The organism is Rhizobacter sp. P2_G4, assembly GCF_056403575.1.
Genome location: NZ_JBFUFG010000003.1, coordinates 686,454 through 699,556, shown reverse-complemented (window position 1 = coordinate 699,556; position 13,103 = coordinate 686,454). Strand labels below are relative to the sequence as shown.

General features: G+C 66.6%; 13 protein-coding genes. 8 read left to right on the top strand and 5 right to left on the bottom strand.

Annotation, left to right across the window (positions count from 1 at the left end):
- On the top strand, nt 1-293 hold a 293-nt coding region (locus AC1DYS_RS16050; protein ID WP_477900819.1), incomplete at its 5' end, for a hypothetical protein.
- A gap of 52 nt (nt 294-345) precedes the next feature.
- On the opposite strand, the gene AC1DYS_RS16045 is transcribed toward AC1DYS_RS16050, so the two are convergent.
- Together AC1DYS_RS16045 and AC1DYS_RS16040 are read right to left on the bottom strand one after the other, a co-directional pair.
- Complete coding sequence (locus AC1DYS_RS16045) at nt 346-792, bottom strand: SRPBCC family protein (RefSeq protein WP_477900817.1); 447 nt, start codon at nt 790-792, stop codon at nt 346-348.
- Nucleotides 793-919: 127 nt separating this feature from the next.
- Nucleotides 920-1,123, bottom strand: a complete 204-nt coding sequence (locus AC1DYS_RS16040; protein ID WP_477900815.1) for a hypothetical protein — start codon at nt 1,121-1,123, stop codon at nt 920-922.
- A 125-nt stretch (nt 1,124-1,248) separates the two neighbouring features.
- On the opposite strand from AC1DYS_RS16040, the gene AC1DYS_RS16035 reads away from it, so the two are divergent.
- Nucleotides 1,249-1,626 (top strand): hypothetical protein, encoded by a 378-nt coding sequence (locus tag AC1DYS_RS16035; protein WP_477900813.1) that lies wholly within the window; start codon nt 1,249-1,251, stop codon nt 1,624-1,626.
- A gap of 260 nt (nt 1,627-1,886) precedes the next feature.
- Here the strand turns inward: AC1DYS_RS16035 and AC1DYS_RS16030 are convergent, their stop codons facing one another.
- From AC1DYS_RS16030 to AC1DYS_RS16020, 3 genes are read right to left on the bottom strand one after another with little or no spacing between them, the layout of a single operon-like run.
- Nucleotides 1,887-2,351 (bottom strand): RidA family protein, encoded by a 465-nt coding sequence (locus AC1DYS_RS16030; protein ID WP_477900811.1) that lies wholly within the window; start codon nt 2,349-2,351, stop codon nt 1,887-1,889.
- Between the two features lie 19 nt (nt 2,352-2,370).
- Nucleotides 2,371-2,697 (bottom strand): TfoX/Sxy family protein, encoded by a 327-nt coding sequence (locus AC1DYS_RS16025; RefSeq protein WP_477900809.1) that lies wholly within the window; start codon nt 2,695-2,697, stop codon nt 2,371-2,373.
- 56 nt (nt 2,698-2,753) lie between these two features.
- On the bottom strand, nt 2,754-5,024 hold the full coding sequence (locus AC1DYS_RS16020) for a winged helix-turn-helix domain-containing protein (RefSeq protein WP_477900807.1): 2,271 nt from the start codon (nt 5,022-5,024) through the stop codon (nt 2,754-2,756).
- Nucleotides 5,025-5,284: 260 nt separating this feature from the next.
- On the opposite strand from AC1DYS_RS16020, the gene AC1DYS_RS16015 reads away from it, so the two are divergent.
- The 6 genes from AC1DYS_RS16015 to AC1DYS_RS15990 are packed head-to-tail and all read left to right on the top strand — an operon-like array spanning nt 5,285 to nt 13,082.
- Nucleotides 5,285-7,111: a DUF1592 domain-containing protein gene (locus AC1DYS_RS16015; protein ID WP_477900805.1), complete on the top strand. Its 1,827-nt coding sequence runs from the start codon at nt 5,285-5,287 to the stop codon at nt 7,109-7,111.
- Entirely contained in the window at nt 7,108-8,598 is a 1,491-nt protein-coding gene (locus tag AC1DYS_RS16010) for a DUF1552 domain-containing protein (RefSeq protein WP_477900803.1), read from the top strand. Before AC1DYS_RS16015 ends, AC1DYS_RS16010 begins: the two co-directional genes overlap by 4 nt.
- Nucleotides 8,598-11,147: a choice-of-anchor D domain-containing protein gene (locus AC1DYS_RS16005; RefSeq protein WP_477900801.1), complete on the top strand. Its 2,550-nt coding sequence runs from the start codon at nt 8,598-8,600 to the stop codon at nt 11,145-11,147. Before AC1DYS_RS16010 ends, AC1DYS_RS16005 begins: the two co-directional genes overlap by 1 nt.
- Nucleotides 11,144-11,635 (top strand): TlpA family protein disulfide reductase, encoded by a 492-nt coding sequence (locus AC1DYS_RS16000; RefSeq protein ID WP_477900799.1) that lies wholly within the window; start codon nt 11,144-11,146, stop codon nt 11,633-11,635. Before AC1DYS_RS16005 ends, AC1DYS_RS16000 begins: the two co-directional genes overlap by 4 nt.
- A gap of 54 nt (nt 11,636-11,689) precedes the next feature.
- Nucleotides 11,690-11,914 carry a DUF4266 domain-containing protein gene (locus tag AC1DYS_RS15995; RefSeq protein ID WP_047491423.1) on the top strand — a complete coding sequence of 75 codons (225 nt, stop codon included), beginning with the start codon at nt 11,690-11,692 and terminating at the stop codon, nt 11,912-11,914.
- Entirely contained in the window at nt 11,901-13,082 is a 1,182-nt protein-coding gene (locus AC1DYS_RS15990; protein WP_477900797.1) for a DUF3570 domain-containing protein, read from the top strand. The genes AC1DYS_RS15995 and AC1DYS_RS15990 overlap by 14 nt, the downstream gene beginning before the upstream one ends.
- Nucleotides 13,083-13,103 lie beyond the last annotated feature (21 nt).

Genomic DNA, 13,103 nt, shown 5'->3' with positions numbered 1-13,103 from the left:
CCGGCGGCACAGTGGGGGGCTTGAGCGTCATCGGGGTGAGCGGCAGTCCGTGGGGCAACAACGCCTTCACGGTGTCGGGCTCGGCGCAGGTGCGCACCACGTTCTACCCGCTGGGCTTCTTCGAGCCGAACCAGGGGGCGTCGGGCACGCTGAACCTGGTGGGGGATGTGGAGTACCGGGGGACGGGGTTGAATCTGAGTGCCGGCACTCAATCGGGCCTAGTGGAGCAGACCTCCGCGGCCGGTTCGGACTCCGACATCAACCAAAAGACGACGCTGACCTGGCGGCCTTAGTCGACGCTTCTGTAACGCCCAGCGCTTGAGTCAAACGCTGGGCACGATCCCGTCAATCGGGGATCACAGGCTCGACCAAGGTCGCAAGCTGCGCAAGCGATTCCTGCCAGCCGAGATAGCACATCTCGGCGGGAATCACTTCCGGGATTCCTTCTTGCGTGATGGTCACGTCAGTGCCGCAAGAGACCTTTCGCAGCACCACGGTGGTTTCCATTTCTCCGGGCAAGTTCGGGTCGTCAAATTTGTCGGAGTAGCGCAGGCGCTCGTTGGGCACCAGCTCACGGTATTCGCCGCCGAAGGAGTGGCCGTTCCCCGTCGTGAAATTGGTGAAGGACATCTTGAACGTGCCACCCACCTTGGCTTCCATGTGGTGAACCTTGCAGGTAAAGCCGTAGGGAGGCAGCCACTTGGCCATGGCGTCGGCGTTGAGGAACGCGCGGTAGATCTGCTCCGGAGTCGCCCGAAGCACGCGGTGTAGTCGCACGGTGTTGGTAGGCATGATCGTTGGTGATAGCAGAGGACGACCCTCTGAATGTACGACGATCAAGTGCGCTCGAAATCGACACGAGGCGCGCCAATTTTTCTGGCGGGCGGCGCACCTCCGCGCCGAGCTTGGGCCAACACGCTCAGTGCGGAGCGATCCTGCGCAGGCAGGCGCTGGCGAACACCTGTACCGCCGTCCGGAGGCGACCGGCCGGCACCGGATAAACCGGTTCAGCCGAGAACCCCTGCTCCCCTGCATCGTGAACCACTTGCCGCAAGAAACCTGGGTCCATCAATGCGCCGACCGACGACAGTGCGTGCGGTGGGTGATGAGGCGTGGTGTACATCACTGCTCCTTCACTTGACCCGATCGCCGAGCGCAAAGAGCTGCGCCGCATCAACGGGTCTGATCAGAGCGTAGCAGGAGTTCGTATAAACTGTATATACCGTATACGCGGTAATGAGAAAACACATGACAAACACCACGACATCCAGAAAACCCCGCACCGCAGCGAAGACCACAGCCGCCGCCGCACCCAAGCCGGCTCCGGCCAGCGCCAAGAAATCAGTTGCAAAGAAAGCCGCTGCACAGCCCGTGGCCTTGCCGGCGCCCCCGGCCAAGGTCAAGCACAAGCTCGTGCGCGACAGCTTCACCATCCCGAAGTCTGAGTACGCCGTGCTCGAGGCACTCAAGCACCGCGCGGCCAACCTCAAGCGCCCGGTCAAGAAGAGCGAGCTGCTGCGCGCCGGCATCAGCGCCCTCAATGCCATGAGCGACAAGGCCTTCCTCACCGCCATCGGCAACGTGCCGAGCCTGAAGACCGGTCGGCCATCGAAGTCAGCTGACTGAGTTTCGGCGCTGCCTGATGCCGCTTCACGCTGGCGTCAGGCAGATCGCCAGTTCTCCGCGCGTTGGGGCTTCACGCCACCGTCTCGATACGCATTCGGCGTGAGGCCGTGCTGCCGAGCGAACGCCCGAAGGCATCCACGGAACCGAAACCGCTGCGGGCGGCGATCCGGTCCTGCGTCCACCCCGTGTGCCGCAGCACTCGTCACTTCAAGAAAAGCGCTGCGGCCGCACTCGCTCCAGCACGAGCCTGGGGCGAGGGCTCAGGCGAACTCGACGACGGCCTCGATCTCCACAGCGAATCCCTTCGGCAAGGAGCCCACCCCGATGGCGGACCGTGCGTGCTCTCCACGTTCGCCCAGCACGGCGACCAGCAGGTCGGAGCAGCCGTTGACCACCTCGGTGTGCGAGGTGAAATGCGGCGCGGCGTTGACCATGCCGAAGACCTTGACGACACGCTGCACGCGCCTGAGGTCACCCAGCGCCTCCTTCATCAATGCCAGGAGGTAGAGGCCGATCTCCTGCGCGTAGGCGCGAGCCTGCTCGACGCTGACCTCGGCACCAACCTTGGGGACCACTGCCGCGTCTTCGCGAAGCGGCGCGCCCTTTCCAGACAGGTACAGCATGGAGCCGGAAATGACATAAGCGCAGAACGTCCCGCGCGGTGGGGTGATCACAGGCAGCGTGAGGCCCAGGGCCTGCAGACGTTCTTCGGCAGTGGCTTGCATCGCGTCGGTGATCCGCGGTTCAGGCACCGGCGGCCTGGATGGCCTTGCGGCCCCACGCCAACAGCGCGTCCTTCGACTCCAGCAGCTCATCGGGCACCGAGAAGTACGTGCGGACGTCGACTCGCCTCGCCTTCGTTAGGTACGAGAACGGCTTCGAACCCTTTAGAAGGTACTCCGGCCTCGTCTCATCGTTGACTCGCAGGTACAGCGTGTTCCCCATGATCATGGCGAATTGCTTCCCCTGGTGCTTCAGCGCGTGACCGCCGAAGAACTTGCCGTCGCTCAGCTCGCCGATGGAAGACAGCAACTCTCGAACATGGCTGACGAACTCTTTGCTTGCACTCATCGGCTGATGATAGGTTGTGGAGCGACGCACCTCGAACCCACGAGGCCCACGTTCCGCTACAACCAGCTGGGCAACCGCGGTGCGAGCGGCAACCCTTCTGACTGCTGCAGCGCATAGCCGCTGCCCAACGCGGTCAGCCAGGCCGGCAAGGGGCCTTCGACAACCGACACCAGATGTGCATGCATCTTGCGCGCGTCACCAATGCGGCCCTGCGCATGACACAGCCGCGCCCACACCGCGTGGCCGGCGGGGTGTTCGTCGATCCAGGGTTCGAGGCCGCGCAGCATTTCGGCCGCCTCGGCGGTGCGGCCCTGCTCGATGCACAGCCAGGCCCCGTCGATGCGTGCATGTGCATTCCACCAGCCCAAGGGCGTCACGTCGCGCGCTTTGCGCAACAGGTTGAGCGCGCGTTCGCGGTCACCGCGCGCCAGCATCAGCTGCGCCTGGCTGTGCCACAGCGCGCCCTGCAGGTTGCGGTCATGCGGCAGCTTCGCCAGCTCGGCAATGCGCCGGCAGGCATCGTCGGCCTGCGGCAGCTGACCGGCATGGACCAGGGCCCCCGTGAGCAGCGGCAGCACGAAATGCAGCTGCATCTCGTGTCCCTTGCTCGCAGCCTCGGCTGCAGCCCGCGTGAGCAGCTCGGCGGCCGTGTCTTCCTGCCCGGTCGCAAGGGCGTGCTGCGCGCGGCCCACCAGGCGGATGCCGTCGTTGCGCGGCGCGTCGCCGGTGTCCGTCTCTTCGAGGATCGCGAGCACGMGGGCCACGTTGGTCGGTTTGCGCAGTTGCCGGTAGACACCGCACAACAGCATCGCGGAGACCGCGGTGTCGGTGGGCACGTTCAGGCTGCGCGAGATCGCAAGACCCGACTCGCCGTGCTGCTCGGCCAAGCGGAAGTGGCCGAGGCTCGCGCTTGCATTGGCAACATTGCACTCGGCCCTCGCCTGCCCGACCAGCACGCCATGGTTGCGGTACATCGCAGCCGCGCGTTTCGCGTGGTTCCAGGCCTGCACCATGCTGCCGGTCTCCGCCTCGATCACGATGCGAAGCGACAGGATGCGCAGCTGCTCGAACACGCTGCTGCCCTCGCACAGCATTTCGGCCCGGTCGACGAGCGCCGACGCGACCGTGAAATCGAATTCATTGATGGCGATGTTCGCCCGCAGCAGCGTGGTGGCGATGACCGACTCGCGATCCGCCTTGCCCGGCGCGCTCTGCAGCGACTCGTCGAGGTGGTGTTTGGCACGGTCGTTGATGCGGCGGCGCACGTGGGCCTGCGCCAGCTCGAAGTGCACCGCAGCTTCGGCAACCGGGTTGGATTCACCACGCAACCGCGCGAGCAGCGCGTCGCCGAGCGCAAACGCAGCGTTGTCATCCAGGGCGACCAGCGCACGCAAGCGTTCGATCTGTGCGCCCAGGTGCGCCGGGGCAGCGCGCAGCACGGTGTCCAGCAGCTCCAGCGCGAGGGTCCACTTTTGCTCGGCAAGGGCTTGCAGGGCGCGGCCCAGTGCACCGTCGGCGCGGTCGGCATGAATCTCGGCGACCGCCTCGCCGGGGAAGAAGCGTGTCTCCAGCCAGCGCGTGAGGCTTCGCCCGAGATCGGCGAGCCCATTGGCGGCGAGCAAGGTGCTGTCGATGCGCCCGCCCCCGGCCAACGTGCAGAGCAATTCGAAGCGCTGCGGACCACCACGCACCTCCACGCGGGCCACGTGCCGAACGGCGAGCAACCGCATCAAGCCGTCCGCCCGGTCGGTAAACGCGTGGTCAGGCGGCACCGCCTGCAATGCATTCAGCAGCGAGGGGATCGACACCATCTGCAGGCCCGGATGCATGCCGAGGTCGCGCACCACCAGCGACAGCAGGCCGAGCTCCACCCAGTCGAGGTCCGCGTTGCCCGTGCGGTTCTCGAACGGCAGCAGTGCCAGGGATATCGCGGACGCGGCCGGCGCGGCAAGCAGCGGCACCGGTGCAGGCGGCGGCAATGACGGCCGCGCAGCGGCAGCCGGCAGCGGCTGCTTCTCGCTCAGCTCACCCATGAAGCGATAGCCGGTTCGGTGCACCGTCTTGATCAGCGGGCCGGTGTCGCTGTCGCCCAGCACTTTGCGGATCTTCATCACCGCGCGGGCGATCACGCTCGCTGTCACCAGATCGAAGGCCCAGAGTTTGTCGAGCAGCTCGTCCTTGGACACGATGCGCGCCCGATGACGGATCAGATACACCAGCAACTCGAACGGTCGCGGCTCCATCGGCTGCTGTGAGCCGGCGAGCAATACCTCGCGTGTCGCGACGCGAACTTCGCACCGGCCGAACCTGAAAACCTCGTTGTCCATCAACTCCCTCTACGACTTAACTTGCCAGGTACGTGCCACGGCTTCGTGTGTGTGCACATTCTGCCGATGCGCATGAACTCCGCTGCTCTGGGCCGACACCGTTACACCTGTTGCGCGCCGTTGCGTAGCGCAGTCGCCTAGCAACGAAGAGGTTTTCGTCATGGATTGGTCAATTCTTGCGGCAACGTTTTCAACAGAATCGCGCCACGAAGCCAGATCGTTGCCATCGCAGTCGATGGCCCCACGCAACCGAGAGCACCATGCGATCGCACCTCCTAGCCCTCTGTATCGCCGCCATGGCCGCGGCCTGCAATGGCGATTCGAGTGAATCGACACCAGCCGCCACCGCCCCACCGAGCGGCAACGCCGGCACCGGCACCCCCACGATCGTGCCTGTCGGCACCGATCCCCATGCCCAGATCGCCGCGGTGACGATTGCCGCCGTGACGCCGGGTGATGTGGCCGGCCCCGGCTGCAGTGCACCCGGTGCACCGCGCCGGTTGACGCGCGACCAGGTGATCAACGCGCTCACCGACGTGACCGTGGCCCTCACCGGCGACAGCACGCTCGCCGCGAGCGTCGGGCCGCTGGTGCGCGACACCACGCAGTTCCCGCCGGACGTCGCAGTCAACCCGGACACGTCGCGGCACAAAGGCTATGAACGCCTGGACACCGGCGTGAATCTGCGCCAGGTGACGGCCTTGCACGACACCGCCGAGGCACTCGCCAAGTCGATGACGTCCGATGCAAACCGGCTGAACACGATGCTCGGAAGTTGCACCGGCACCTCCGACGCCTGCGTCACCAGCTTCATCCGCAAGGCCGGCCGGCTGCTGTTCCGCCAGCCGCTGACCGAGAGCGAAGTCAACGTCTACCGCACTGCAGCCGGCAACAGCGCCAGCCAGGCGTCGGTGACCAAGGTGCTCGGCACGATGATCGCGTCGCCGAAGTTCTATTTCGTCGTCGAGAAGGGCCAGACGGCCACCGACACCAGCGCATCGTGCGTGGCACTCACCGCCCACGAGCAGGCCACACGCCTCGCGCTGCACTTCTGGAACTCCGTGCCCGATGCAACGCTGAACACGATTGCCGACGACGGCACGCTGCTCACGCCGTCGGTCTACACCGCCCAGATCCAGCGCATGATGGCCGACGCCCGCTCTGACCGCGCGATGCGCGACTTCTTCGGTGGCTGGTTCCGCCTGCAAGAACTGGTGGCGCTGGACGGCAAGGTCGGCGATCCGAAGTTCGATGCCTTCGCCGGCAGCTTCAAGCCGCTGTCGACCTCGCGCGACGCGGCCGTGAACGAAGTGCTGGACATGGTCTCGTACCTGGCCTCGAAGAACGCGTCGCTGCAGCAGGTGCTGACCGACCGCCACTCCTACGCGAAGACGGCCGACATCGCTTCGCTCTATAAAACAGCGGTGTGGGACGGCACGACCGCCCCGCCGCTCTTCACCGAACCGTCACGCGTTGGCCTGCTGACCCGCATCGGCTTCATCGCACAAGGCTCTACCGACACGACGCTGCCGATCTCGCGCGGCAGCCGCGTGCTGTTCGGGCTGACCTGCGAGGCGATGCCCACGCCGGCCATGGACCAGTCGAACTCGAAGGCCGACCTTACCGGCGTGCTCACCACGCGCCAACGCGTCGAGCGCGTCACTGAAATGGAAGGCACCTCGTGCATCGGCTGCCACAAGACGCAGATGAACCCGTGGGGCTTCGCCTTCGAGGGCTTCGACTCGCTGGGCCGCGCGCGCAGCACCGAGCGCGTGCTCGATGACAAGGGCGCTCTGCTCGGCGAAAAGCCGATCGACACCGCAGCGCTGGTGCGCCTGGCCGACGGCTCGTCGCGCGCGGTCAGCTCGCCATCGGCAACCCAGCAATACATCCTCGAAAGCGGTCAGTTCGAGCGCTGCTTCGCACGCAACTACGTGCGCTACAGCTTCGGCCGTTCAGAGACCGCCGCTGACGGCGCCTTGATGGAAGCACTGCGCGTGCAGGCCGCCAACGGCGCCAACCTGCGCAGCCTGTTCGCATCGGTCGCGCTGCGCACCGAGTTCACCACGATCCAGAGGGCGAAATGAAACCTGCATTCAACCCCTTGTCCCGCCGGCAGTTCCTGATCGGCGCCGGTGGAACCGCATTGGCCTTGCCGCTGCTGCCCTCGCTGCTGCCGCGTGAAGCGCGCGCCGCCACCGAGGCAGCCGCCTCGGCCGAGCGCTACTTCGTCCACACGACGACGTGGCATGGCGTGTTCCAGAGTCAGTTCTTCGGGCCGCTGCTAGACCAGACCCCTGCAGCCTCGCAGAGCTACGGCGGCATCACGATCCGCCAGGCGCAACTCGCCGCGGCGGCCAAGGCCTCCGGCAACCTGACGGTCATCAGCGACATCTTGCAGGCCAAGAGCTCGGCGCTCTCGGCGCGCATGTTGTCGCGCATGAACGTGATCAACGGGCTCGACTTCGCGGTCAGCGGCGGCCACAACCGCGGCGGCACGCTCGGCGGTGACGCCACCAGCCCCACCATCGACCAGATCCTGGGCGGCGCAAGCAGCTTCTACCCGACCGCCGTATTGCAGCCGGCGATCGTGCGCAACCTGGTGTCGCTGTCGAAGTCCGGCACGGCCACCGTGCAGACGACGCCCACCGCCGAGAGCAACATCAAGCTGTTCGACCGCCTGTTCAAGAACACGGGCGGCGGTGGCACCACCACGCCGGCACCGACCGACAAGACGGTGCTGGTCGACCGCGTGAAGGAGCATGCCGACCTGGTGATGGCCGACGCCTCGTGCTCGGCCGACTGCAAGGCGCGGCTCGGCAACTACCTCGACCTGTTGAACGAGGTCGAAGGCAAGCTCGCGCAGACGCCGGTCACCAGCAGCTTCCAGCGCCCGACCAGCGACACCTCGTCGATCGAGGCCGCAGCCGGCTTCTACGGCCAGCCCGCGAGCCAGGCGCAGTGCGAATCGCTGTGGAACGACATCGTCGTCGCTGCGTTCTCGGCCGGCATCAGCCGCGTCTATGTGAACGGCGCCACCTCATACACCTTCGGCCCCGAGCCGGAACATGCCTGGCACAACGACTACGCGCACGCGCTGGACGACCCCGCCAAGCGCGCCGGCTTCAACGCCGCGGTGCAGCTGCAGTTCGAGACCTGCATGCTCGACATGGCGAACAAGCTCGACCAGGTGAAGACGGCCGACGGCAAGACGCTGTTCGACAAGGCGCTGATCGCGAGCGGCTTCGAGCTCGGCTCGGGCGGCAACCCCGGCCACCACCACAACCGCTGCATCCCGATCATTGCGCTGGGCGACGCCGGCGGCTACTTCAAGACAGGCCAGTCGCTCGATTTCCGCGACCTGAACTCGTTCAACTGGTCGTCGGACCCGCACTGGTATTCGGGCCTGCTGTACACGCAGTGGATGGGCATGGTGCTGCGCGCAATGGGCGTGAGCACGAGCGATGTCAATACCACCGCCTGGGGCTACCCGAACGTGCGCGGCGCCAACGGCGACCACACCGACGCGATCTGGGCCGTCGCCGGCCAAGACCTGCCGTGGATGAAGGCCTGATGCAAATGAGGCGTACCTTTCTCCACCTCTTCGCCCCGCCACTGGCCGCCACGTTGCTGGCCATGATGGGCGCCGGCTCGGCGCTCGCGCAAAGCGCCACCAACGGCCAGATGCTGTACACGACCACGCTAGTCGCCGGCAAGCAGAGCTGCAGCAACAGCGCATGCCACAGCACGATCCCGGCGAACCCGCAGAACCGCATCGCGAACGGCACGAGTGCGTCCAACATCAAGGGCATCATCACGACCAATTCGCAGATGACGTTCCTGCAGGGCAAGCTCAGCGACTCCCAGCTAAACGATCTCGCGGCCTACATCGGACAGCAGCTGGGCCGCACGCCCAGCTACCTGCCCGCGACGCCCGAGCCGGCACCGTCGGTCAGCCCCTCCAGCATCACCTTCACGAGCCAGGCACTGGGCACCACCAGTGCCGCGCAGACCTTCTCGGTCAACAACTCGGTGGGCGCAGGTGCAGCCCTGGTGGTGAGCAGCATCGCGCTGACTGCCGGCAGCGACTTCGCAGTGAGCGGCGGCACCTGCGCGGTGGGCACCTCGCTCGCCGCCGGAACCGCATGCTCGGTCACCGTGACCTTCAAGCCGACGCTCGCTGGCACACGCTCCGCCACGCTCACCGTGGGCCACAACGGCAGCACGGGCAGCAGCACCGCTTCGCTCTCAGGCACCGGTGTCGACAGCTCGCCGTCGGTGACGCTGTCTCCCACCACGCTGAGCTTCGCGCAGACGGTCGGCGGCACTTCCGACCCGTTGCGCGTGACCGTGGGCAACAGCGGTACAGCCGCGCTGACGGTCAACACGCTTGCCATCAGCGGCGCGCAAGCCTCTGAGTTCGCGATCAGCTCGGCTTCTACCTGCAAGGCCGGCACCAGCGTGGCGGCCGGGAGCAACTGCTTCGTTGACGTGAGCTTCACGCCGACGGCAACAGGTGCGCGCGCAGCCAGCCTGATGATCGGCCACAGCGCAAGCAGCACCACCGCATCGGTCGCTCTCACCGGCACCGGCAACGTGAGCGCGCAACCGGGCCTCGCGCTGGACGCGATCGTGCTCGACCTGGGCGCACAGGGCCTCGCGACCACCGGTGCTGCACGCACTGCCACGGTCACCAACAACGGCCAGGCCGATCTGGTGATCAGCAAGGTCAGCGCGACCGGCACCAACGCAGCAGACATCGTGCTCGGTGGCACATGCGCCGGTGCCACGGTGGCTCCGGCCGCCACCTGCACGGTGACCGTGGCCTTGAAGCCGAGCGCGCTCGGCCCCCGCTCGGCCAGCGTCGAGATCACGAGCAACGCGCCCGGCGGCACGGCCAGCCTGTCGGTCGGCGGTGTCGGCATTGCCACGGCGGCGCCGGAGCTCACGCTGTCACAGCCGTCGATCGGCTTCGGCCAGGTGTCGATGGGCACGGCCTCGGTGCCACGCACGGTGAAGATCGCCAACACCGGCAGCGCCGCGCTGCAGATCACCAGCATCGTGAGCAGCTCGACCGAGTTCAAGGCGACGCACGACTGCGCGACCAACCTCGCTCCCGGTGCGGGCTGCACGCTGACGGTGACCTATACCCCGGCGGCAGACAACGCGGCCGAGACGGTGACGATCACTTCCAACGCTTTCAGCTCGCCGAACAGCGTGGTGCTGACTGGCCTGGGCTCTGCCGTGACGCTTCCGGTACTGGTCTGGTCGGGCGGCACGAACTCGCTGCAGTTCCCGTCCACTGAAGTCGGCAAGACGGTGGCGGGTTCCCCGTTGACGCTGGTCAACAACGGGCCAGGCAGCGTGACGGTGTCGTCGATCGGCACCTCGGGCGCACAGGCATCGGCCTTCTCGGTCGGCGGCGGCACCTGCCTCGGTGGTGTGACGCTCGCGGCCAACGCGAGCTGCACGGTGATCGTGAGCTTTGTGCCCGATGTGGCCGGCGTGCGCAATGCCGTGCTGCTGGTCGCATCGAGCGGCAGCAACCCGCCCGATGTCACGCTCAGCGGCAGCGGCGTGGCCGGCTCGACAGGCGGTGGCGGAGGCGGTACGCCGCCCGACACAGGCGGCGGTGGCGGCACGACGCCTCCCCCGGCCTCAGGCACGCTGGCCGTCACACCCTCGGCGCTCGACTACCGCTCGACCACCGTGCGCACCGGCGACCGCAGCCAGCCGCTGACCGTGCGCATCTCCAACAGCTCGGCGGCAGCCGCAACGATCGCGTCGGTGACGACGACGTCCCGCTTCATCGTCGAATCGGGCACGGCCTCCGATGCCTGCCCCGGCGTGCCCTGGACGCTGGCGGCCGGTTCGTCCTGCACGGTGACGGTGGTGTTCGCTCCCGGCTCGGGCGGTGCGATGACCGGCACGCTGAAGGTGACGTCGGCCACCGGCCAGGCCACCGAGGTGTCGCTGTCGGCTCAGGCCGAAACCGTCTCTGCCAACCAGGGCGCCGGCGCCCTCGGCATTCACTGGCTCGTGCTGCTGGCCTTGGCCATCGCCGCGCTGTGGTGGCCGCGCCTGAGCGCTCTCAATTCACTCTCAAAGGAATCTTCTCGATGAACCGCCTTTCAGCCATCACGCTGGCGATGTCTGCCAGTCTGTTTGCCGCACTGCCCGCCGCGGCGGTCGAAGCCGGTGCACCCGCACCCGAGTTCACGCTGAGCGGATCGCGCGGCACGGTGAACCTCGCGGCTTTCAAAGGCAAGGTGGTGTACCTCGACTTCTGGGCCTCGTGGTGCGGCCCGTGCCGCCAGTCGTTCCCGTGGATGAACGACATGCAAGCCAAGTACGGCGCGAAGGGCCTGCAGGTCGTCGGCGTGAACCTCGACGCCAAGCGTGCCGATGCCGACAAGTTCCTGGCCGAGGTGCCGGCGAACTTCACGCTGGCCTTCGACGCACAGGGCGAGACACCGCGCCGCTACGCGGTCAAGGGCATGCCGACCTCGCTGCTGATCGGTCCGGACGGCAAGGTGATCCAGGTGCATGCGGGCTTCCGTGAAGAAGAACGCAAGCAACTCGAAGACGCCATTGCGGCTGCCCTGAAGTAAGCCTTTCTGCTGCGCCCTGTCCTGCAGCTCCAGACCCGCCCACGAGAACCTTTGATGCACCACAGAACCTTCGCCGCGCTGCTCCTGCTCAGCGCCTGCCTCGCCGGCTGCTCTGTCTTCCAACCGCCGCAGCCCTGGGAAAAGGGCCTGCTCGCGAAACCCGAAATGACCCTCGGTGGCGACGCGCTCGAACAGCGCTTCGACCAGCACATCTTGAACAGCAAGGAAGCGGCGGCTGGCGGCTCCGGCGTGGGCGGAGGTGGCTGTGGCTGCAACTGACGGTTCGAACTCACGCAGCCGCGTCTGGGGGAGCATCACGCTGGCGGCCATCGCGCTGCCTGGCGTGATGACGGCACACGCCGAAGAGCCGCCCGAGAAGGGCCTCATCGCGTTCAAGTACCTGCAGTACAAGGACAGCCAGGCCGTCGACACCAAGTACCCGTTCTACGACGGCAGCGAAGGCAACCGGCTCGACCGCATCACCGTCAAGGCGCCATCGCTCTACATCCTTGCCCCGGTCGGCCGCTGGTCGATCGAAGGCTCCGGCGTCGTCGATGAGGTGTCCGGCGCAACACCGCGCTACTACAGCGACGTGTCCGGCGCCACCAAATCACCCGGCATGGAAGACAAGCGCAAGGCCGGAGACCTGAAGCTCACCCGCTACTTCGAACGCGGCGCCATCGCGCTCGGCGCGGCTCACTCGACCGAGAACGACTACAAGTCGACCGCCGTGTCGCTGGAAGGTCGCTGGGCGTCCGAAGACAAGAACACGACCTGGAACCTCGGCATCGCCAACACCCGCGACGCGATCAACCCGGTCAACGAGATCGTGGTCGATGAGACGAAGCGCACCAACGAAATCACGCTCGGCGTCACGCAGGCGCTGTCACCGCGCGACATCGCACAGTTCAGCCTGACGCACTCGATGGGCCGCGGCTACTTCGACGACCCCTACAAGCTCTACGACCACCGCCCTCGCAAGCGCGACATCAACGTCGGCATGCTGCGCTGGAACCACCACTTCGAATCGCTGTCGGCATCCGTTCGCAGCAGCTACCGCTACTACAGCGACAGCTTCGGCATCCGTGCCCACACCTTCGAGACCGCGTGGGTGCAGCCGGTGATGTCTGACTTCACCGTGACGCCGTCGGTGCGCTACTACACACAGAACGCCGCCAAGTTCTATTTCGATCCGGTGGTCGACACCGCGATCTACCCCGGCCCGGTGGGGAACCCGCAGTTCTCGTCGGCCGACCAGCGGCTGTCGGCCTTCGGCGGCGTCACCGCCGGGCTGAAGTTCGAGCTGCGCCTGGGCACCTGGGTCACCGACCTGAAGGTCGAGCGCTACCAGCAGCGATCGAGCTGGCGCATCGGCGGCAACGGATCGCCGGGCGTCGACGTCTTCGACGCGACGATCCTGCAGGTCGGTCTCGGCACGAGCTTCTGACACATCACACCAAAAACATCC